At 72.7% G+C, this 21268-nt stretch carries 17 protein-coding genes; 4 read left to right on the top strand and 13 right to left on the bottom strand.

The genetic code is table 11. The features are described 5' to 3' along the window. Positions 1-83: 83 nt before the first annotated feature. Complete coding sequence (gene nrdR, locus AB8O64_RS26770; protein ID WP_130881822.1) at positions 84-596, bottom strand: transcriptional regulator NrdR; 513 nt, start codon at positions 594-596, stop codon at positions 84-86. Positions 597-1232: 636 nt separating this feature from the next. Between nrdR and lexA the strand changes: the two genes are divergently transcribed. After that, positions 1233-2018 carry a transcriptional repressor LexA gene (gene lexA / locus AB8O64_RS26765; protein WP_130881823.1) on the top strand — a complete coding sequence of 262 codons (786 nt, stop codon included), beginning with the start codon at positions 1233-1235 and terminating at the stop codon, positions 2016-2018. An 88-nt stretch (positions 2019-2106) separates the two neighbouring features. Here lexA and AB8O64_RS26760 read toward each other — a convergent pair whose 3' ends face one another. From AB8O64_RS26760 to AB8O64_RS26745, 4 genes are all read right to left on the bottom strand, one after another. Beyond that, on the bottom strand, positions 2107-4080 hold the full coding sequence (locus tag AB8O64_RS26760; protein ID WP_370421772.1) for an ATP-dependent DNA helicase: 1974 nt from the start codon (positions 4078-4080) through the stop codon (positions 2107-2109). Between the two features lie 93 nt (positions 4081-4173). Then, positions 4174-4869, bottom strand: coding sequence for a GNAT family N-acetyltransferase (locus AB8O64_RS26755; RefSeq protein WP_370421771.1), 696 nt, complete (start codon positions 4867-4869; stop codon positions 4174-4176). Between the two features lie 197 nt (positions 4870-5066). Continuing rightward, the gene (locus AB8O64_RS26750; RefSeq protein ID WP_370423974.1) at positions 5067-7016 is read right to left on the bottom strand and encodes an IucA/IucC family siderophore biosynthesis protein; all 1950 of its coding nucleotides are present in this window, start codon (positions 7014-7016) and stop codon (positions 5067-5069) included. Positions 7017-7042: 26 nt separating this feature from the next. After that, positions 7043-8578: an aminotransferase class III-fold pyridoxal phosphate-dependent enzyme gene (locus tag AB8O64_RS26745; protein ID WP_370421769.1), complete on the bottom strand. Its 1536-nt coding sequence runs from the start codon at positions 8576-8578 to the stop codon at positions 7043-7045. Positions 8579-8857: 279 nt separating this feature from the next. Here AB8O64_RS26745 and AB8O64_RS26740 point away from each other — a divergent pair, with 279 nt between their 5' ends. Then, complete coding sequence (locus AB8O64_RS26740; protein WP_356453375.1) at positions 8858-10060, top strand: hypothetical protein; 1203 nt, start codon at positions 8858-8860, stop codon at positions 10058-10060. A gap of 82 nt (positions 10061-10142) precedes the next feature. Here the strand turns inward: AB8O64_RS26740 and hflX are convergent, their stop codons facing one another. From hflX to miaA, 6 genes are all read right to left on the bottom strand, one after another. After that, positions 10143-11630 (bottom strand): GTPase HflX, encoded by a 1488-nt coding sequence (gene hflX / locus AB8O64_RS26735; RefSeq protein ID WP_356453376.1) that lies wholly within the window; start codon positions 11628-11630, stop codon positions 10143-10145. A gap of 137 nt (positions 11631-11767) precedes the next feature. Then, positions 11768-13246, bottom strand: a complete 1479-nt coding sequence (locus AB8O64_RS26730; RefSeq protein WP_370421768.1) for a M1 family metallopeptidase — start codon at positions 13244-13246, stop codon at positions 11768-11770. 132 nt (positions 13247-13378) lie between these two features. Next, entirely contained in the window at positions 13379-15517 is a 2139-nt protein-coding gene (locus AB8O64_RS26725; RefSeq protein WP_370421766.1) for a bifunctional (p)ppGpp synthetase/guanosine-3',5'-bis(diphosphate) 3'-pyrophosphohydrolase, read from the bottom strand. Between the two features lie 178 nt (positions 15518-15695). Continuing rightward, on the bottom strand, positions 15696-16586 hold the full coding sequence (dapF, locus tag AB8O64_RS26720; RefSeq protein WP_370421765.1) for a diaminopimelate epimerase: 891 nt from the start codon (positions 16584-16586) through the stop codon (positions 15696-15698). 82 nt (positions 16587-16668) lie between these two features. Beyond that, complete coding sequence (locus AB8O64_RS26715; protein WP_370423973.1) at positions 16669-17118, bottom strand: hypothetical protein; 450 nt, start codon at positions 17116-17118, stop codon at positions 16669-16671. Between the two features lie 106 nt (positions 17119-17224). Then, positions 17225-18163, bottom strand: a complete 939-nt coding sequence (gene miaA, locus AB8O64_RS26710) for a tRNA (adenosine(37)-N6)-dimethylallyltransferase MiaA (RefSeq protein WP_370421763.1) — start codon at positions 18161-18163, stop codon at positions 17225-17227. A gap of 183 nt (positions 18164-18346) precedes the next feature. On the opposite strand from miaA, the gene AB8O64_RS26705 reads away from it, so the two are divergent. Beyond that, positions 18347-18580, top strand: coding sequence for a gliding motility protein (locus AB8O64_RS26705; protein ID WP_356453381.1), 234 nt, complete (start codon positions 18347-18349; stop codon positions 18578-18580). 30 nt (positions 18581-18610) lie between these two features. After that, on the top strand, positions 18611-18856 hold the full coding sequence (locus tag AB8O64_RS26700) for an antitoxin (RefSeq protein ID WP_356453382.1): 246 nt from the start codon (positions 18611-18613) through the stop codon (positions 18854-18856). A 93-nt stretch (positions 18857-18949) separates the two neighbouring features. Here AB8O64_RS26700 and AB8O64_RS26695 read toward each other — a convergent pair whose 3' ends face one another. Then, positions 18950-19660 (bottom strand): class III extradiol dioxygenase subunit B-like domain-containing protein, encoded by a 711-nt coding sequence (locus tag AB8O64_RS26695; protein ID WP_370421762.1) that lies wholly within the window; start codon positions 19658-19660, stop codon positions 18950-18952. 111 nt (positions 19661-19771) lie between these two features. Further along, positions 19772-21259: a tRNA (N6-isopentenyl adenosine(37)-C2)-methylthiotransferase MiaB gene (gene miaB, locus AB8O64_RS26690; RefSeq protein ID WP_365212085.1), complete on the bottom strand. Its 1488-nt coding sequence runs from the start codon at positions 21257-21259 to the stop codon at positions 19772-19774. Positions 21260-21268 lie beyond the last annotated feature (9 nt).

The raw sequence follows: 21268 nt of genomic DNA, 5'->3' as shown, positions 1-21268 counted from the left end.
GCCCAATTCTTCCGTGGCGCGATGTGTGTCTTCCACCCGTGCGCGCGGGGCGCGCCGGGCTGATCCTGTGTTGGTCGCCGCTGCTAGTCGGCGGCCGCGGCGGGCGCGGGAACGTCGACGTCCTCGCCGCGGCCGACGGCGTCTGTCGCGGGCCGCTGCTCGCGGAGCTCCGCGACGGCGGCCTCGAAGTCCTCCAGCGAGTCGAAGGCCTGGTACACGGACGCGAACCGCAGATACGCGACCAGGTCGAGGTCCTTGAGCGGGCCGAGTATGGCGAGGCCGACGTCATGCGTGGAGAGCTCGGCGCTGCCCGTGGCACGCACCGCCTCTTCGACACGCTGGCCGAGCTGGGCCAGGGCGTCCTCGGTGACCGGGCGCCCCTGGCAGGCCTTGCGCACACCGGAGATGACCTTGTTGCGGCTGAAGGGCTCGGTGACCCCGCTCCGCTTGATCACCATGAGTGACGCGGTCTCCACGGTCGTGAAGCGACGGGAGCAGTCGGGGCACTGGCGGCGCCTGCGGATCGAACAACCGTCATCGGTGGTCCGACTGTCGACGACCCGGCTGTCGGGGTGCCTGCAGAAGGGGCAGTGCATGGCTCTCCACCCTCCTTCACCCTCGAGGAACCTCGAAAAAAGCTGTACACGATCTTCGGCTTCGGCGGGCCTCGTACAGGCCTCGTGAAGCAGCCCCCAGCATAGGCGATGGCCGCGACCGGAATGCACCAGGGCCACCTGCGGACCACTACTGGTGGGTGGCCGTCGCCATCAAACCACTAGATCTGGTGCCTGGCAGGCAAGCGCGCCGAGCGCGTGTCGCACCGCGGAGGACCGGCGCCGACACCGCCGGACAGGGCCCGGGGCGCGCGGAAGCGGCCCCGGACGAGCCCCCACGGGTCCACGAATGGCACACTGGCACCGGCGCACGGAACCGGCACCGGACGCCCTGGATCCGTCCAGGGCCGAGCCGTGCCGGGGGCGCCACGGCACAGGTCCGGAGCCCGACGACCGACGGCACTTTGGGACGCATTGCCCGGTCCGGCGATCCACGCGCCATCCGGTGGCCTTCGCACCGAAGGCTACCGCAATGGGCGAATTGATCTCCGCCTGTACACCTTCCCGTCTGATCACGTCAGGTAATCTGCGATATTTCACTCGAACGTGTGTTTGGCGCAACCTTTCGAAAGCAACTACCGTTGTCCAGCTAGGGAGAACATCTCGAGAGGGGCCGACGTGACCACCACCGCAGACAGCGCCACCATCACCGCCCAGGACCGCTCCCAGAGCCGACTCGACCAGGCACACCCGATGAATGACGCAGCCATGAACGCCGAGGGGCAGAAGCCGGCCCGCTCACTCCCGGGACGCCCACCAGGAATCCGGGCGGACAGCTCCGGGCTCACCGACCGGCAACGCCGCGTGATCGAGGTCATCCGGGACTCGGTCCAGCGCCGCGGCTACCCACCGTCCATGCGAGAGATCGGCCAGGCGGTGGGGCTCTCCAGCACCTCTTCCGTGGCCCATCAGCTGATGGCCCTGGAGCGCAAGGGATTCCTGCGACGGGATCCGCACCGTCCCCGGGCCTATGAGGTGCGCGGCTCCGACCAGCCGAGCTCCCAGCCGACCGACACGACCGGCAAGCCCGCCGCGTCGTACGTCCCCCTGGTCGGCCGGATCGCCGCCGGCGGTCCGATCCTCGCCGAGGAGTCCGTCGAGGACGTCTTCCCCCTCCCCCGCCAACTGGTGGGCGACGGCGAGCTGTTCGTGCTGAAGGTGGTCGGCGATTCCATGATCGAAGCCGCCATCTGTGACGGCGACTGGGTCACGGTGCGTCGTCAGCCCGTCGCGGAGAACGGCGATATCGTGGCCGCGATGCTCGACGGCGAGGCGACCGTCAAGCGCTTCAAGCGCGAGGACGGCCATGTGTGGCTGCTGCCGCACAACGCCGCCTACCAGCCCATTCCCGGTGACGAGGCCACCATCCTCGGCAAGGTCGTGGCGGTGCTGCGGCGGGTGTGAGTCCGCGAAGACCGGGCCCCGGAACCACTGCGCCGGTTCCGGGGCCCTGCTGTGTGCGCTCGCGCCCCGGCCTTCTCGGCCCGCGCTCCTACTTCTCGGCCGCCTTCGCCGCGGCGTCGATGGCCGCCAGTGAGCGGCGCGCCTGGTTACGGTCCGTGGTGTACCAGAAGTCCGGCATCGTGGCGCGCAGGAAGCTGCCGTAGCGCGCCGTGGCCAGCCGCGGGTCGAGCACCGCGACCACGCCACGGTCACCCGAGGCCCGTACGAGCCGGCCGGCCCCCTGTGCCATCAGCAGCGCGGCGTGCGTCGCCGCGACGGCCATGAAGCCATTGCCGCCCGCCTCTTCCACGGCCTTCTGCCGGGCGCTCATCAGCGGGTCGTCGGGGCGCGGGAAGGGCACCCGGTCCATGACGACGAGCTGGCAGTTCACCCCCGGCACATCGACGCCCTGCCACAGCGACAGCGTGCCGAACAGACATGTGCGGGCGTCGGCGGCGAAGGTCCGGATCAGCTCTCCCAGCGTCTCCTCGCCCTGGAGCAGGATCGGCAGATCGAGCCGGCCCCGCAGCTCCTCGGCCGCGGCCTTCGCGGCCCGCATGGAGGAGAACAGCCCGAGCGTCCGGCCGCCCGCTGCCTCCATCAGCTCGGCCAGCTCGTCCAGCATGTCGCTCCGGCTGCCCTCCCTGCCGGGCTGGGACAGATGCTTGGCGACGTAGAGGATGCCCTGCTTGGGGTAGTCGAACGGGGAGCCGACGTCCACGCCCTTCCACTGGGGGAGGTCGTCGCCCTCGATGCCCTCGGGGGCGAGGCCCAGGGAGGCACCGACGCCGTTGAAGTCGCCGCCGATCTTGAGCGTGGCCGAGGTGAGCACCACGGACCGCTCATTGAAGAGCTTCTCGCGCAGCAGACCGGAGACCGACAGCGGCGCGACGCGCAGGGACGCGCCGAAGCGGTCATGGCGCTCGTACCAGACGACGTCGTACTCGGAGCCCTCCACGATGCGCTCGGCCACCCCGTGAATGCTCTCCACGGCAGCCAGGGCCTGCTTACGGACCGCGTCCTCGTCCTGGACGGATTTGTCGCGGGTGTCGCCGATCGCCGAGATCACCGTGCGGGAGGCGTCGCGGAGTGCCATGAGGGCGTAGCCGAGGTCCTCCGGGATCTCCTCCAGTCTCCCGGGCAGGGCCAGCTCCATCAGCCGCTCGAAACTCTCGGCGGCGGTCTGCAGCGCGTCGGCGGCCTTCTCGTCGACGAGCTTGGCGGCCCGCCGCACAGCCCGGTTGACCTGGCCGGGAGTGAGCTCGCCGGTGGCGACGCCGGTGACCCGGGAGACCAGCTCATGGGCCTCGTCGACGATCAGCACCTCGTGGCTGGGGAGCACCGGGGCGCCCTCGATCGCGTCGATGGCGAGCAGGGCGTGGTTGGTGACCACGACGTCGGCGAGCTTGGCGCGCTCACGGGCCGCCTCGGCGAAGCACTCCGCGCCGTATGCGCACTTCGAAGCACCGAGGCACTCCCGGGAGGTGACCGAGACCTGGGACCACGCGCGGTCCGAGACGCCGGGCGTCAGATCGTCCCGGTCGCCGGTCTCGGTCTCGTCCGACCAGTCGCGCAGCCGCAGCAGGTCCTTGCCGAGCTTGCTGGACGGCGCCGCCGCCTCGAAGGGGTCAAACAACCCCTCCTCCTCTTCCTGCGGCACTCCTTCGTGGAGCCGGTGCAGGCACAGGTAATTCGACCGGCCCTTGAGCATGGCGAACTGCGGACGGCGGCGCAGCAGCGGATGCAGGGCGTCGACGGTCCGCGGAAGATCACGCTCGACGAGCTGGCGCTGGAGCGCGAGCGTCGCGGTCGCGACGACGACCCGCTCGCCGTGGGCGAGGGCAGGCACCAGATAGCCCAGGGACTTTCCGGTGCCGGTGCCGGCCTGCACGAGCAGATGGGTGTTGTCGTCGATGGCTTCGGCGATGGCTTCGGCCATGGTGACCTGGCCGGGGCGCTCACTGCCCCCGACGGCGGTGACGGCGGCGTGCAGCAGGTCGGCGAGGGAGGAGGAGGCAGTCATAGCTCTTCCAGCCTAAGGGGCGGCACTGACATCACCGTCCTCACGGAGTACGGAGTGAACGGAACCCTCATACGGCACGGCACGGCGCCCGCTTCACAGGACGTCGCGCAGGGAGCGGTCGCGGATCATCAGGGCCACGCGCTTGTCGGGCAGGTCGACTTCAGCGGTCAGCCGGAAGCCCGCGCCGAGGAAGGCGGCGACGCAGGGGGTGTTGCGCAGATCGGGCTCGGCGACGACCCGGCCGCAGGACGGCCGGTGGTCCAGGACGAGGTCGGCGACGGTGCGCAGCAAGGTCGTGCCCAGGCCCCGGCCCCGGTCGGCGACCTTGCCGATGAGCAGGTGCAGCCCCGTGTCGTGCGGCCGGGCCGGGTAATAGCGGGCGAGGGGATCGAGGTCGGCGCGATAGACCTCCCAGTAACTCATGGGCACCCCGTCGAGCACGCCGAGGCAGGGCACGCTGCGTCCGTCGCCGTCGAGCTGGGTGCGCAGATGGTCCTCGCTCGCGCTGTCGGGGCCGGCCAGGCCCCAGAAGGCCGCGACGGCCGGGTCGTTCATCCAGCGGGCGACGAGTCGCAGGTCGCGCTCGATCCGGACCGGTACGAGCTGGAAGGCGCCGGCGGGGGTGTCGACGGGGCCCCAGCCGGCGAGGCCGTCCAGCAGGTCGGGGTCCCGGGAGACGGGCGCCTCGGGGCGGTCGTAGGCGATGAGTTCGACGAATTCGTCGGAATGGCGCAGGTCGAGGGTGTCGGGGCCGGAGTCCGTGTCGGTATGGGCGTCAATGGGCGGCACAGCGTCGCTCTCCTCCTGGATGCCCCCGTGACTAGGTCCCCCCTGGGCCCCCTGAATCCCCTGGGCCTCATGGCTCTCTTCGCTCCCAGTAGCCCCACTGTCCTCAGGACTCCCGGGGCCCTCGGCGATCCTCCGTATCTCGACCGCCGCGGAGGCCCGCTGAGCCCCGTTCACCCCCGGGCCGGGGCGCTCGCCGCTCATCCGGCGGAGGTGACAAGGGGATTGGTGACGGTGACGTAGACGGATTGCGTGTCGACCGGGCCGACGAGTTCGTCGAGCCCGTGCAGCCGGGTCAGCAGGTTGGCCTTGCAGCTGAGAGTGGGGGACTCGAGCAGATGGGCCGCCAGGGGGGAGGGGTGGGAGGTGCGGCCCTCGCCCTTCGTCCTGGCGGCCCCCTGGAGGAAGCGGCGGAGCGCGGCCAGCAGGATCCGCTCGTCGGCCAGGCGCTGTGCGCCGAACGCGCCGATCAGACCGAGGATGTTGTTGATGCCGAGGTAGTAGGCGAACCGCTCGTCGGCGATGTCGTCGTCCACGAAGGTCTCGCTCTGCGCACCGATACCGGGGAGCCCGCGCTCGAGTGCCGGACGGTGGGACTCCCGGAAGTAGTAGCCCTGGTTGTCGCGGAACCGTCCGCCGACCGGCCAGCCGTCCCGGTCCAGCAGGACGAGGATGTTCTGCTGGTGCGCCTCCAGGGCGATGCCCGCCTCGCCGTCCAGCCAGAGCACGGGCCGTACGACCGCCTCCAGATAGCGCAGGAACCACTCCGCGGAGACCGCCCCGGCGGGCCGGCCGGTGCGCAGGGCGAGCCCCGCGACGATGTCGGCGAGCCGGGAGCCCATGGCCGAGCGCCCGTCCTGCCCACCTCGGTCCGGCCAGGGGCGCGGGGAGAGGAGGCCGGCCAGGCATACGGCGTCGTCGCCGGGGCCGAAGGGGTTGTGCCGGATGACGACGTCGAGGCCGGGCAGCGGTGTGCCGTCGGGCGCGTCGACCGCGAGCCAGGCCGGGTCGCGGACGATGTCGAAGCCGAGGCCGCCCGGGCAGGCCGCCCGCCAGCGCTCGGCGAGGCCGCTGCGCAGCAGGCGGTGCACCTCGACCCCGCGGTGCAGCTCCTTGCGGAGGTTCTCCCGGCGGCTGTTGGTGATGCGCACGCCGAGGGAGAGCTTCAGCATCGCGAGCGCACCGGAGCGGTAGACCGTCCGTACGGAGGAGGTCGGGGACCAGGGCTCGCCGCAGGGGCCGAGGTCGTGGAGCAGCCCGGCGTCGAACAGCCCGGCCACGCCGGGGCGGTTGCGGAGGTCGCGTGCCTGCCAGGGGTGCAGCGGCAGGGGCACCGTGTCCGTGGGGAGCCGCAGGTGGGGGCCGGCGAGCCGGGTGGCCAGGGCGGCGGCCTCCACGGCCCGGCCCCGCTCGGTCCACGCGGAGTCCGTGGCCAGCACGGAGCGGTGGACGGCCAGCCAGTGCAGGGGGAAGGAGCCCCGCATCTCCGGGGAGTAGAGCGGTGCCTCGGTTTCGGAGAAGCCTTCGCGGCTCTTGGGCGCGGGGTGCAGGGGATGCCCGAGGACGAGCGCCTGCTCGCCGTAGAGGAAGAGGTCTCCCCCGTCCGGGTCGGCGGGCCGGGCGCGCCGGTCGGCGACGAACGCGGCGGTGCGGCGGGCGGAGTCGGCGACCCGCCCGACGAGGTCGCCGCTGTCCCCGAGGGGCGGCCCGCCCTCGCGCGCGGCACGGTGGGCGACCTCGCGGCCGAGGAGGGCGGCGAGCGTGACGGCGTCGACGGACGGGGTGTCGGCGGGAGCGTCCGCCGACACGGGCGGGCCGAAGCGGTGCCAGCCGACGGCGGACCAGTGGACGACGGGGACGAGGAGGGCCGTACCGCTCGCGGGGAGCGGGATGTGCAGGGTGGGGCCGTCGGGGTGGGTGGCATCGGTCTCGCGCACCCAGCAGCGGAGCAGATTCTCCACGGTGGCGGCGTCACCGGCGACCCGCGGGTCGGGGTGCTCCAGCGGGTCGGCTCCGGCGGGGCGGCCGGGGTCCGGGATCACGCCGGGGCGGCCGCTCTGGTGCGGCACCGCGGGGACGTTTTCCTGCCGCGGGCCGGCTGCGCGGCCCTGGCCGGCAGTGGACGCATCGGTGTCGGGGGATGCGTTCATGCGCTGTGCGGCGTGCACCTCGGCGGTCAGGCCGGGAATGCGGCGCCTGCCTCCTTCGGCGTACTGGGGTGGTTCGACGGGCTGGGGTGCGAGGTGGTGCCGCGGGGAGGCGGCGCGCCCGGCGTCGCCCACCCGCCGGGGCTGCCCGGCGCACCGGCGTTCCCCGACGGGCCGCGAAACCTCGGGGTTCCGGGTCGCTCCAGGGGGCCGGGGCCGGGGTCCCGCTGGTGCGCGCCGTGCGAGACGGCCGCGACGGCGCCGGCGAAGCGGTCGAGCACCGCGTCCGCCTGCTCGTCCGTGATGGTCAGGGGTGGCAGCAGCCGGATCACGCTCGCGTACCGGCCGCCCAGTCCGACGATCAGACCGCGCCGTAGGCACTCGCGGCGCACCGCGGCGGCCGCCGCGGGTGCGGCCGCCAGTGGCGGACGGCTGCCTCCGGCGGCCGGGCCGGGCGCCCCGGGGTCGACGAACTCCACTCCGATCATCAGTCCGCGCCCGCGTACCTCCCCGATGTGGCCGCACTCCCCCGCCATCGCGCTCAGCCCGGCCAGCATCCGCTCGCCCAGCGCCGCGGCGCGCTCGGGGAGACGGTTCTCCCGGACGTACTTCAGCGTCGCGGCGCCCGCCGCCATGGCGAGCTGGTTGCCCTGGAAGGCCCCCGCGCGGTCGCCGGTCCGGCCGGCGTCCAGCTCCTCGCGGTGGACGATGGCGGCGAGCGGGAGGCTGCCGCCGATGGCGTCGGACAGGACCATGACATCGGGGACGACGCCGCTGTGCTCGACGGCCCAGAACGCGCCGGTCCGGCCCACCCCGGTGTGCGTCTCGTCGGCGATCAGCGCGATGCCGTGGGCCGCGGTCAACTCCCGCATCCGGCGCAGCCATCCGTCCGGCGCGGGGATCACCCCGCCCTCGCCCAGGACGGGTTCGACGAGCATCGCGGCCGGGCCGTCCCTCCGGCTCCCGCGGTGCTCCAGCAGGCTCTCCGCCCGGTCGGCCGCCAGCCGGGCGCCGTCCGCGCCGCCGGCCCCGAACGGACAGCGGTAGTCCTGCGGGTAGGGGAGCCGGATCACGCTCCCGCCCGGCGCGCCCGCGGCGATCTTGTCGTGGGCGCCGGTGAAGGCAAGCAGCCCGGTGCGCCCGGTGGCCTTCCGTACGAGCCCCAGCGCGGCCCGCACCGCGTCGGTGCCGGCCGGGCCGCAGAAGCGGATCCGCGCCGACCCGGCCCAGGCGCGCGGCAGCGTGGCGGACAGCTCCTCGGTGAAGGCGTCCCGCACGGGGGTGGCCTGGTCCATGACGTGCAGCGGCGCACCGGAGTCAAGGACGGAACGGATGGCTTCGAGCACGACCGGGTGGTTGTGCCCGAGCGCCAGCGAGCCCGCTCCGGAGAGGCAGTCCAGATAGCGTCGGCCGTCGGCGCCCTCGACGGTCAGCCCACGGGCGCGCACCGGCACGACGGGCAGCGAGCGGGGGTAGGTGCGGGCCGCGGATTCGCGGGCGGGCTGCCGTCGGGGGACCTCCTCGCGCGCCGACGGCCCCACGGGCGGTAGCTGGGTCAAGGCCACGGCTCTGGGTCCTCCTGCTGAACGCTGGTCGGCTGTCCCCCGTACGTACCAACGACGCCGCGGGCCACGGAACACGGCCCGAATCCAAGATCCTTCACGGCGGAACCAGGGACCCGCGATCATCCGTCTTCCACCACACCGGGCATAGTGTGGGGCCGCGCCCCGTCGCTGGGGCGGTGCATGACAAGTTCATCAGTGCCCGTGCCAACGGACGCATCGGCGCGCGACCGACGGGCGCTTTTCATGACAAGCAGAGATCAACCAGGGGGAGTCCACTCCATGTCACCCATACGCCGGCCGGCCTTGGCGGCCGCCGCTCTCACCGCCGCTCTGGCGCTGACCGCCACCGCCTGCGGGCCGTCCGACGACAAGGCCGCGGGCGGCGACACCAAGCCGAGTGCGACCGCGAGCCAGGCGAGCGACGACCTCCCCAGTCTGCCCAAGGGCATCCCCACGCAGGACCTGGAGAAGTGGAAGCAGAAGTGGAAGGAGGGGGCCTGGAAGAACTGGGACAAGGACCAGTGGATGCGTGAGGCCCGCGACTTCATCAACCCGATGATCAAGGAACACTGGAAGCCCGGCAACATGAAGGACGCCCGGGCCGGCGACAAGACGCTCGCGACCCAGGGCGCTCCGGGCACGGTCCCGGGCTCGGGCAGCAGCGACCAGGGCGTCACCGACCCGGAGCCGAGGCCGGTCACCGCGAAGGCCGTCAAGCTCCCCTACCGCCAGAACGCGGCCCCGGTCGGCAAGGTGTTCTTCGACGGTCCGCAGGGGCACATGGTCTGCTCCGCGACCGTCGTCAAGGACCCGGCCCACCCGGGCAAGTCCAACATGGTGTGGACCGCGGGTCACTGCGTGCACGCCGGACAGAAGGGCGGCTGGTACCGCAACATCGCCTTCGTCCCGTCGTACAACGACAAGGGTCTGCCCGCCTCGCAGGTCAACAGCGCGCCGATGCAGGACGTCGCCCCGTACGGCGTGTGGTGGGCGAACTGGGCGCAGACGTCCTCGCAGTGGATCGCGCAGGGCGCGGAGAGCGGTGGCGCGGGTGCGCCGTACGACTTCGCCGTGCTGCACGTCAAGCAGGAGACCCCCACGGGCAAGTCCCTGGAGGAGACGGTCGGCAACGCCCTCCCAGTCGACTTCAGCACCCCGCAGGTGAAGTCCATCCAGTCCATGGGTGCCTGGGGCTACCCGGCCGCGGCGCCGTTCGACGGTCAGAAGATGTACGACTGCATCGACCGGCCCGGCCGGCTCACCCTGCAGCCCGCGCAGCCGACCATGTACCGCATCGGCTGCACCATGACCGGTGGTTCGTCCGGCGGCGGCTGGTTCGCCAAGGGCGCCGACGGCAAGCTGGCGCTCGTCTCCAACACCTCGATCGGCCCGGCCGGCAACACCTGGCTGGCGGGTCCGCGCCTGGGCCCGGAGGCGAAGGGCGTCTACGAGGCGCTCAGCCGGAAGTTCGCCAATCAGTAGTCCGCGGCACCGCAGCGCGAAGGCCCGCCCCCGACGGTGTCGGGGGCGGGCCTTCGCTTTCGCCTGCGGAAAACGCCTCGCGTCAGCCGCGCGCGGCCGGTACGAACCGCTGGAGCTCGGCGGCGAGTTCCTCGTGGACGCGCGCCTTGAGCAGGGTGCCCTCCGGGGTGTGCTCCTCGGAGATCACCTCGCCGTCGGCGTGGGCCCGCGCGATCAGGGCACCGTGCGTGTAGGGCACGAGCGCCTCGATCTCGACGGCGGGCCGCGGCAGCTCGACGTCGATCAGCGCGAGCAGCTCCGCGATGCCCTCGCCGGTCCGCGCGGACACGGCGATCGAGTGCTTCTCGACCCGCAGCAGCCGCTGGAGGACCAGCGGATCGGCGGCGTCCGCCTTGTTGATCACTACGATCTCGGGCACGTCGACCGCGCCCACCTCGCGGATCACCTCGCGCACGGCGGCCAGCTGCTCCTCCGGCGCCGGGTGCGCGCCGTCCACCACGTGCAGGATCAGGTCGGAGTCCCCGACCTCCTCCATGGTGGAGCGGAACGCCTCGACGAGGTGGTGCGGCAGATGCCGGACGAACCCGACGGTGTCGGCGAGGGTGTAGAGCCGCCCGCTGGGCGTCTCGGCCCGGCGCACGGTCGGGTCCAGAGTGGCGAACAGGGCGTTCTCCACCAGGACACCCGCACCGGTGAGCCGGTTGAGCAGCGAGGACTTGCCCGCGTTGGTGTATCCGGCGATGGCCACCGAGGGGACCTTGTTGCGCCGGCGTTCCTGGCGCTTGATGTCCCGGCCGGTCTTCATCTCCGCGATCTCCCGGCGCATCTTCGCCATCTTCTCGCGGATACGGCGCCGGTCGGTCTCGATCTTGGTCTCGCCGGGACCACGGGTGGCCATGCCGCCACCGCCGCCGCCACCCATCTGCCGGGACAGCGAGGCACCCCAGCCGCGCAGGCGCGGGAGCATGTACTGCATCTGCGCGAGAGCGACCTGCGCCTTGCCCTCTCGGGACTTGGCGTGCTGGGCGAAGATGTCCAGGATGAGGGCGGTCCGGTCGACCACCTTCACCTTGACGACGTCCTCGAGGGCGATGAGCTGGCCGGGGCTGAGCTCGCCGTCACAGACAACGGTGTCGGCGCCGCTCTCCAGGACGATGTCGCGCAGCTCCCGCGCCTTGCCGGAGCCGATGAAGGTGGCCGGGTCCGGCTTGTCGCGGCGCTGGACGACACCGTCGAGGACGAGGGCGCCCGCGGTCTCCGCGAGCGCGGCCAGCTCCGCGAGGGAGTTGTCCGCGTCCTGGGCCGTGCCGGACGTCCAGACGCCGACCAGCACCACGCGCTCCAGGCGCAGCTGCCGGTACTCGACCTCGGTGACGTCCTCCAGCTCGGTGGAGAGACCCGCCACCCGGCGCAGTGCCGCGCGCTCGGAGCGGTCGTACTGATCGCCGTCTCGCTCCCCGTCGATCTCGTGGCTCCAGGCGACGTCCTCTTCCATCAGGGCGTCGGCCCGAAGGCTCTCCGGGAGGCTCTGCCGGTCCTGGTCCTGCGGAAGGGAAGAAGAGGAGGTCATTTGATCCTTTGCATCGTTGGGAAGTGCGGGCCCCGAGGTGTGGGGCCGCACCGTCGACAACGTCTGCGGGGCCCCGGAGATTCCCGGGGCCGGCAGCCTCGCCGACCCGTTGATGGTCCCATGCCGCCGCCGGGGCGTCACTCGGGTTTCTTGGCGGTCTTCCAGGTGGGGTGGCCCGGCATGGGCGGCGTCTTGGCCTCGTACAGCCAGGCGTGCAGGAACGGCTTCAGGTCCTGGCCGGAGATCTTGGAGGCGAGGGCGACGAAGTCGGCGGTGGTCGCGGTGGTGTCCCGGTGTCCGGCGACCCATGCGCGCTCCAGGCGGTCGAAGGCGGGTGCGCCGATCTTCTGCCGGAGGGCGTAGAGCACGAGGGCGGAGCCGTCGTAGACGACGGGCCGGAAGATGCTGATCTTCTTGCCCGGCACCGGGGCCTTGATCGCGGCGGGCGGACCGCCGTCGGCGCGCCAGGCGTCGGACTGCTCGTAGGCGAGGCGCATCCGGTCGACGAGCGGCTTGTCGGACTTCTCCTGGGCGTACAGCGCCTCGTACCAGGTGGCGTGGCCCTCGTTCAGCCAGAGGTCGGACCAGGTGCGGGGGCTGACGCTGTTGCCGAACCACTGATGGGCCAGCTCGTGCACCATGACCGCGTCGACGTACCAGGAGGGGAACGCGGCGTTCGTGAACAGGCCGCGCTCGAAGAGGGAGAGGGTCTGCGTCTCCAGCTCGAATCCGGTCGAGGCGTCGGCGATCAGCACGCCGTAGTTCTCGAAGGGGTACCTGCCGACCTTCTTCTCCATCCAGGCGAGGTGGCCGGGCGTCCTCGCCGTCCACTTCCGCAGCTGCTGCCGGTCGGCGGCGGGCACCACGTCCCGGATGGGCAGGCCGTGCGGGCCGGTGCGGGTCAGCACGGCGGAGCGGCCGATGGAGACCTGGGCGAGCTCGGTGGCCATGGGGTGGCCGGTGCGGTAGCTCCAGGAGGTGACCGCTCCCCTGGCTCTGCGCCCGGCGGGCAGCCCGTTGGCGACCACCGTCAGGTCCTTGGGCGCGGTGACGTGGAAGGTGAAGCGGGCCTTGTCCGAGGGGTGGTCGCTGCCGGGGAAGACCCGGTGGCCCGCGTCGGCCTGGTTGGCCATGACCAGCCCGTCCCCGGTGCGGACCCAGCCGCCGTCCCCGCTGCCGCGCGGATCACTGGTGTGCCGGACGGTCACGGTGAAGCCTCCGCCGCGCGGCAGGGCGACCCGCGGGGTGACGACCAGGTCTTCCTTGGCAGTCGCGAAGTCGGCCTGCAGGCCGTTGACCTCGACCGAGCCGACCGCGCCGTGGGTGAAGTCCAGATTGAAGCTGTCCAGGTCCGCGGTGGCCTCGGCCTCGATGACCGTGACGGCGTCGAGCGGCTTGTCGTTGCCGTGGTAGACGAAGCTGATGTCATAGGCGGCGATATCGAAGCCGGGGTTGCCGAGCTCCGGGAAGAGCCGGTCGCCGATCCCCCGTGCGGTGGGTGACGGCGGCGGGGCGGCTGCCCCGAGCAGGAGGGCCGCGACGGCGGCGGTCAGGGCTGCGCGGCGGCGTACGGACCGCCGGGGCTTCGGGGGACGTGCCCCGGGTGTGTGCGGCATGCGTCCACCGCTATCAGCGCGGAAGTCGCCGCGAGTGGCGCCACGGCACTTTCCCACCCGTACGAGCGGCCCGAAGGGCCGTACGGAGTGCCACCCCCGCCGGAGAGCCGCCCGCTCGGCCCAGCCGGCTCGTCACAGGGGCGCGGCCGCCACCGGCCGGCCGGCCCGCTCGACGTCGTAGACCCCCGGGACCCGCCGCATCGCGCGCATCAGCTCGGGCAGCCGCGCGGCGTCGGACAGCTGGAGCGTGTACGTATGGCGCACGCGCTGCTCGTGGGGCGGCTCGACGGCGGCCGAGATCACCGCCGCGCCCTCCGCGGCGATGGCCTCGGTCAGATCGGCGAGCAGATGCGGCCTGCTGAAGGACTCGGCGCGCAGGGTGACGCGGTAGTCACGAGCGCCCGCGCCGTCCGTGGACCGCCACCGCACGCCGACCGGGTCGCGCCCGGAGGTGACCATGCGGTCCACCGCGGGGCACTGGGCGCGGTGCACGGTCACGGCGCCGCCGCGCACGGTGAAGCCGGTGACCTCATCGGGCGGCACGGGCGTGCAGCAGCCGGCGAGGCGCACGTTGGCAGCCGCCAGACCGGCCTGCTCGGCGACGACGACGGGCCCCGCCGGGGCCGGGCCGACGGCCTTGGCGGCGGGCCGGGGCGGGCCCGGGGCGGGCGGGGCGGGCGGGGCCGTGGGCGGGGTGCCGGGGTCGGGCGTGGGGTGGGTGGCCAGCCAGCGGCCGATGGCGATCCGCGCGGCCGGGGTACGGGCGTGCTCCAGCCACTCCGGGGACGGTCCGGAGACGGTGTCGTGGGACATCAGCAGCTGGAGCGTGTCGCCGTCGCGCAGGACCGTGCTGAGCGTCGCCAGCCGGCCGTTGACGCGGGCGCCGATACAGCCGTGCGCGCCGTCGCCGTACTGGGCGTAGGCCGCGTCGACACAGCTCGCGCCCGCCGGGAGGCCGATCGTGCCGCCGTCGGCGCGGAAGACGGTGACCTCCCGGTCCTGGGCCAGCTCGTCACGGAGCGAGGTCCAGAAGGTGTCGGGGTCGGGGGTGGCGCGCTGCCACTCCAGGAGCCGGGAGAGCCAGCCGGGCCGGGTGGGGTCGACGCGCTCGCCGTCCGGGGCGTCGGGGGTCTCCGGGCCGGCGTAGGGATTGCCGAGGGCGATCACCCCGGCCTCGGCGACCCGGTGCATCTGGTGGGTGCGGATGAGGACTTCGGCGGCCTGGCCGTCCTCGCCCGCGACGGCGGTGTGCAGCGACTGGTAGAGGTTGAACTTCGGTACGGCGATGAAGTCCTTGAACTCCGAGATGAACGGGGTGAAGCAGGTGTGCAGCTCGCCCAGGACCGCGTAGCAGTCCGCGTCCTCGGTGACGAGGACGAGCAGCCGGCCCAGATCCGAGCCGGACGGCTCGCCGCGCTTGAGCCGGACCCGGTGCACGGAGACGAAGTGCCGCGGCCGGACGAGGACTTCGGCGGTGATGCCGGCTTCCCGCAGCACCGAGCGCACCCGGGCGGCGGTCGCCTGCAGGGGGTCGGTGCGGGTGGCGTGCGCGAGAACGAGGTCGCGGGTGCGGGCGTACTCCTCGGGGTGGAGGATCGCGAAGACCAGGTCCTCCAGCTCGGTCTTGAGGGCCTGCACGCCCAGCCGCTCGGCCAGCGGGATCAGCACATCGCGGGTGACCTTGGCGATGCGGACCTGTTTCTCGGGGCGCATCACGCCGAGCGTGCGCATGTTGTGCAGCCGGTCGGCGAGCTTGATGGACATCACACGGACGTCGTTTCCGGTGGCCACGAGCATCTTGCGGAAGGTCTCGGGCTCGGCCGCGGCGCCGTAGTCGACCTTCTCCAGTTTGGTGACGCCGTCGACGAGGAAGCGGATCTCCTCGCCGAACTGCTCCCGCACCTGATCGAGGGTCACCTCGGTGTCCTCGACGGTGTCGTGGAGGAGGGAGGCCGTCAAGGTCGTCGTCTCGGCGCCCAGTTCGGCGAGGATCAGGGTCACGGCGAGGGGGTGCGTGATGTACGGCTCGCCGCTCTTGCGCGTCTGGCCGCGGTGGGAGGACTCCGCGAGCACATAGGCCCGGCGCAGGAGGTCGAGGTCCGCGCCGGGGTGGTGCGCGCGATGGACCTTGGCCACGTGGTCGATCGCGTCGGGGAGGCGCCCCCGCGCCCCGGAACCGCCGAGCGCCGCGCGCCCCAGCCGTCTCAGGTCGATTCGGGGGCGGCCGCGCCAGCGGCCGAGAGCACCTTCATTCGTGGCGTCTGCGCTCATGGGCACCTCCGGCGGCATCGACCGGCGGTCGGCTCACGCCTCCAGACCGGTGCTTGATGCTACCGAGCCCATCACGCACCGCTCACCCGCTCTCGCCCAGAGTGAAACGGATCACCCATTCGAGCGAGCCCGCGTCCGAAAGCCCCCGCGAACGGGCACGGGGTGCGCGGCGGCGTGCTCAGCCGAGGACGGTCTCCAGCCAGGACGGGTCGAGCACGCCCTCCGCGACGATCACGGCGGGGCCGGTCATCTCGACCGTGCCGTCGGGGCTCTCGCTGATCACCAGACGGCCGCCGGGAAGGTCCACGGTGTAGGTGACGGGGTGGCCGAGGAGGGCGGGGTCCGCTCCGTCGCGGCGGGCGGTGGCCACCATCACGGCGCAGGCGCCCGTCCCGCAGGAGCGGGTCTCGCCGGAGCCGCGCTCGTGGACGCGCATCGCGACGTGCCTCGGCCCGCGGTCGACGACGAATTCGACGTTGGTGCCGTCCGGGTACGCGGAGGCGGGGCTGACAAGGGGAGCCGTGTACAGATTCCCGGCGTCGGCGAGGTCGTCGACGAAGGAGACGGCGTGCGGATTGCCCATGTTGACATTGCGGGCGGGCCAGTCGCGCTCGCCCACGGTGACCGTGACCCCGCCGTCCGGGAGCACCGCGCGGCCCATGCCGACGGTGATGTCGCCGGGGGTGCCGTCGGGGCCGTCCTTGGCGATGTGGGCGTGGCGGATGCCCGCGCGGGTGGCGATCGCGAGGTCGCCCTCCTCGGCGAGGCCGGCCCGCTGGAGGTAGCGCGCGAAGACGCGGACGCCGTTGCCGCACATCTCGGCGACGCTGCCGTCGCCGTTGCGGTAGTCCATGAACCACTCGGCCTCGTCGGCCATCGCGCGCGCCTCGGGGTGCGCCGCGGACCGTACGACCCGCAGCACGCCGTCAGCGCCGATGCCGGCCCGTCGGTCGCACAGCCGGGCGACGGCGGCCGGGGCCAGCTCGAGCCGGCCGTCGTGGTCGGGGATGATCACGAAGTCGTTCTCGGTGCCGTGACCCTTGAGGAAGGCGATCTGCGCTGTGCTCACGCCTTCGATGGTACGGGGCACCGGTGACAGCGCCCGCGACCAGGGGTGATCGCACGGGAGGGCACGGGGCGGCGGCTCCCCGCTACCTCAGGCGCGCCACGCGCCAGACGGCGAGGACGACCAGGAGGGCGACCACGGCCGTGTAGAGGGCCACGTACCGCCAGTCCGGCCGGCGCCCGGAGCCCCGCTGCGGCAGGCCGGGCCAGGTGTAGCCCACCCGGCGGGCCGCCATCACGCCCCAGCCCGCGGCGCAGCAGCTGATGAGCAGGCCGAGCATGGCGACGACCGGCCCGCCGTCGCCGAATTCGAAGGCGAGCGGGAAGGCGAACATCAGCGAGCCGATAGCTGCGAGCATGACAATCGGAGCGAGCTGCCAGACGCGCAGCCTCCGCTGCGGGCGCAGCTCCCGGAAGGACGCGGGTGCGGCACTGTCGGGTGCGGCGTCCTCGGTGTCCTCGGGGCCGTCCGGAGTCAGCGCCTCCGGCTCGCCGGGCGGCGGCTGCTGCGGTCTGTCGCGAGGACCGGCCTCCATCGCCACGCGCCCTCCCAACTCGGACTTCACGGCTCGATCGAGCTCGATGATGGCACGCTCGCACGGTCCCGAACGGCGTGCGGAGCGTCCCGATGCCATCACGTGATCAGGCTGTGACCGCCCGTTCGACCAACCCCAGTGCTTGCCCGGTGAGTTCCGCCCGCCGGTCGGCCGCGCCGCTGAGCCAGTGCACGCGCGCGTCCCGCCGGAACCACGAGTCCTGACGCCGGGCGAACCGCTTGGTGGCGCGGACGGTCTCGGTCCGCGCCTCCTCCTCGGTGCACTCCCCCGCCAGGAAGGCGAGCACCTGCTGGTAGCCGAGCGCGCGGGGCGCCGTGAGCCCCTCGCGCAGTCCCTCGCGCTCCAGCGCGCGCACCTCGTCGACGAGCCCGGCTTCCCACATACGGTCCACGCGCACGGTGATCCGCTCGTCCAGCTCGGGGCGCTCGACGTCGACGCCGATCTGGAGGGCGTCGTACACGGGCTTCTCGCCGGGCAGGTTGGCGGTGAAGGGCTTGCCGGTGAGTTCGATGACCTCCAGGGCGCGCACGATGCGCCGGCCGTTGCCGGGCAGGATCGCCCGGGCGGCGGCCGGGTCGGCGGCGGCGAGCCTGGTGTGCAGGGCGCCGGGGCCCAGCTCCGCCAGCTCCGCCTCCAGCCGGGCGCGTACGGCGGGGTCCGTGCCGGGGAAGTCGAGGGCGTCGATGGTGCCCTTGATGTAGAGCCCGGAGCCGCCGACGAGCACCGGGGTGCGGCCCTCGGCGAGCAGCCGGTCGATCTCGGCGCGGGCCAGCCGCTGGTACTCGGCGACGCTCGCGGCCTGGCGCACGTCCCAGATGTCGAGCAGGTGGTGCGGCACCCCCTGGCGTTCCTCCATCGTCAGCTTGGCGGTGCCGATGTCCATGCCGCGGTAGAGCTGCATGGAGTCGGCGTTGACGACTTCGCCGCCCAGGTGCTGGGCGAGGGCGACGCCGAGATCGGACTTGCCGGCGGCCGTGGGTCCGACGACGGCGATGACCCGCGGTGCGGGAACTGCGTTTTTCACTGCACCAGTCTCGCAAACCTTGGGCTCGCCCCTCGAACGAGCGACGTGACGCGACGCGGCCGGGTTCGTTGCCTGTTGCGAGGTTCCGACGGCCGGTTCACGGGTCGGTGCCCGGTAGCGGCGCAATGGGACGCTCCGGGCGACGCGGGATTTCGCTCACACCAGTAAGGTAATGGAGTAGATATGGGCGTGTTTTCAAGGTTTCGCCGTAAGGCGTCCGAAGCGTCAACCGAAGAGGCTGCGGCTGCCACTCTGACGGCGGAATCGGCCGACGCCGAGGAGACGGCCGAGGCGAAGGCGGAGGAGTCCGCCGAGGCCGGCGCGGAGGACGAGGCGGCCGAGGGAGTCGAGATCCCCAAGCAGCAGTCCGCGGAGAAGGCTGCCGACAGCGAGGCCGGTGAGGGCGCCCGTAAGTAGCGTATCGACGAGGAATATCAGGGAGTGCCCGTGAGCCTGTTCGACAATCTCATAGCCAAGCTCGGCCCGGTGAAGGGCAAGGTCGGTGATCTCGCGCAGCAGCACGGGGACAAGATCGGGCTCGGGCTGGAGAAGGCCGCGCAGGTGGTCGACTCGCAGACCAAGGGCAAGTACAGCAGCCAGATCCGGACCGGCACGGCCAAGGCGAAGGACGCCCTCGGCCGGCTCTCCGAGAAGGACGCCAAGGGCGGCGGTACGGGTTCGTCGGGCTCCTGACACCTCGTCGGCGACCGGCCGCGGAGCGTCTCGCTCCGCGGCCGTCGCCATGCGGCCCGAATATGAGGGGCCACCGGCGGGCCAGGACAGGCCCTAGGACCAGGACGCCACGAAGTACCCCACGCCGTAGGGCGCGTCGTCGTACAGCAGCTCCCCGGCCAGTCCGGCGCCCTCGGCGGCGCCCGCGAGCACCTGCCAGGAGACGCGACCGACGGCCTTCACCTCCCGGGCCAGCTCAGCGTCGAGCGCGGCGATCGCGGTGGTGTCGGCGGAGCCGAGCGCCTGAGCCGCCCCCGCGTCGAACGCGGCGGCCCGTTCGTCGAGATACCCCGGCGCCTTGAGGGTGCGGCAGGCGCTGCCGTCGCCCATCGCCAGGACCGCGACCCGCTCGGCCCCCGCGGCCAGCTCCCGCCCGGTCTCCAGGCATCGCGCGGTGTCCAGCGGCTCGGCCACGCCCAGGCCCTCGACCGGCGCGGTGGACCAGCCCGTACGGCCCAGCAGCCAGGCGGCCACGGCGAGGGACTGCGGCAGTGGCCGCTCCCCCGCCAGCTCACCCTGGCCGAGTCGTACGTCGACGTCGACGCCGACGCCGAAGCCGCGGAACGATCCCGCCGCGCCTTGCGGGTACGGGCCGGGGGCCGCGGCGGGGCCGACGACGACGAGCCGGTCGGGGCGGGCGGCGGCGAGTACGGCCACGGCGTCCAGGCACGCGGCCCGCAGGGCGTCCAGTTCGGGTGCGGCCCCGGCGGCGACCTCCGGGACGAGCAGCGGCGGACAGGGGCAGACGGCGGCGGCGACAAGCATGATCCGCAGCCTAGTGGGCGACGGGCCCGGGTCGCGGCGGGCACTCGGCGCACCCGGGACGTCCTTTGTCCCGGACGGCGCGGGGGCGGCCGGAGCCGCCCCCGGGCCGCGTCAGACGATGCTGCAGCCGCCCGTCGGCGCGGGCAGCGGGGCCGGGGCACCGATGCCCGGCAGGCCCAGCATGACGCCCGCCTTCTCGGCCGGGGCGGCGGTGCGCTTCTCCCACGCGTCGCCCGCGCGCGTGCGGCGCACGCCCGTGGTGGGGCCCTCGGCCAGCAGGTGGTGCGGCGCGGCGTAGGTGATCTCGACGGTCACCACGTCGCCCGGGCGCACCGGCTGCTCGGGCTTGGTGAAGTGCACGAGGCGGTTGTCGGGCGCGCGACCGGAGAGACGGTGCGTGGCGCCGTCCTTGCGGCCCTCGCCCTCGGCGACCATGACCTCCAGGGTGCGGCCGACCTGCTTCTTGTTCTCGCTCCAGGAGATCTCCTCCTGGAGGGCGACGAGGCGTTCGTAGCGCGCCTGGACGACCTCCTTGGGGATCTGCCCCTCCATGTCGGCCGCCGGCGTGCCGGGGCGCTTGGAGTACTGGAAGGTGAAGGCGTTCGCGAAGCGGGCCTCGCGCACGACGTGCATGGTCTGCTCGAAGTCCTCCTCGGTCTCGCCGGGGAAGCCCACGATGATGTCGGTGGAGATCGCGGCGTCCGGCATCGCGGCCCGGACCTTCTCGATGATCCCGAGGAAGCGCTCCTGCCGGTACGACCGGCGCATCGCCTTGAGCACGGTGTCCGAACCGGACTGCAGCGGCATGTGCAGCTGCGGCATCACGTTCGGCGTCTCGGCCATGGCGGCGATGACGTCGTCGGTGAAGTCACGCGGGTGCGGGGAGGTGAAGCGGACGCGCTCCAGGCCCTCGATCGCGCCGCAGGCGCGCAGCAGCTTGGAGAACGCCTCGCGGTCACCGAGGTCCGAGCCGTACGCGTTGACGTTCTGGCCGAGCAGGGTGATCTCGGAGACGCCTTCGGAGACCAGCGTCTCGACCTCGGCGAGGATGTCGCCGGGCCGGCGGTCCTCCTCCTTGCCGCGCAGCGCCGGGACGATGCAGAAGGTGCAGGTGTTGTTGCAGCCGACGGAGATGGAGACCCAGGCGGCGTACGCGGACTCGCGGCGGGTCGGCAGCGTGGAGGGGAAGGCCTCCAGCGACTCGGCGATCTCGACCTGTGCCTCTTCCTGGATGCGGGCGCGCTCCAGCAGGACGGGCAGCTTGCCGATGTTGTGCGTGCCGAAGACGACATCGACCCACGGGGCCCGCTTGACGATGGTGTCGCGGTCCTTCTGGGCCAGGCAGCCGCCGACGGCGATCTGCATGCCGGGCCGCTTCGTCTTCATCGGGGCCAGCCGGCCGAGGTTGCCGTACAGCTTGTTGTCGGCGTTCTCCCGCACCGCGCAGGTGTTGAAGACGACGACGTCGGCATCTCCCTCCGCGGTGCCCTCGGGCGCGCGGACATAGCCCGCGTCCTCCAGCAGGCCGGACAGCCGCTCGGAGTCATGGACGTTCATCTGGCACCCGTAGGTGCGCACCTCGTATGTCTTCGCACTCATCTCAATCGA

It is taken from the genome of Streptomyces sp. QH1-20, assembly GCF_041283565.1.
Taxonomy (GTDB): Bacteria; Actinomycetota; Actinomycetes; order Streptomycetales; family Streptomycetaceae; genus Streptomyces; species Streptomyces syringius.
Note: the sequence above shows the minus strand (reverse complement) of the source record. Positions and strands in the feature narration are given on the sequence as shown.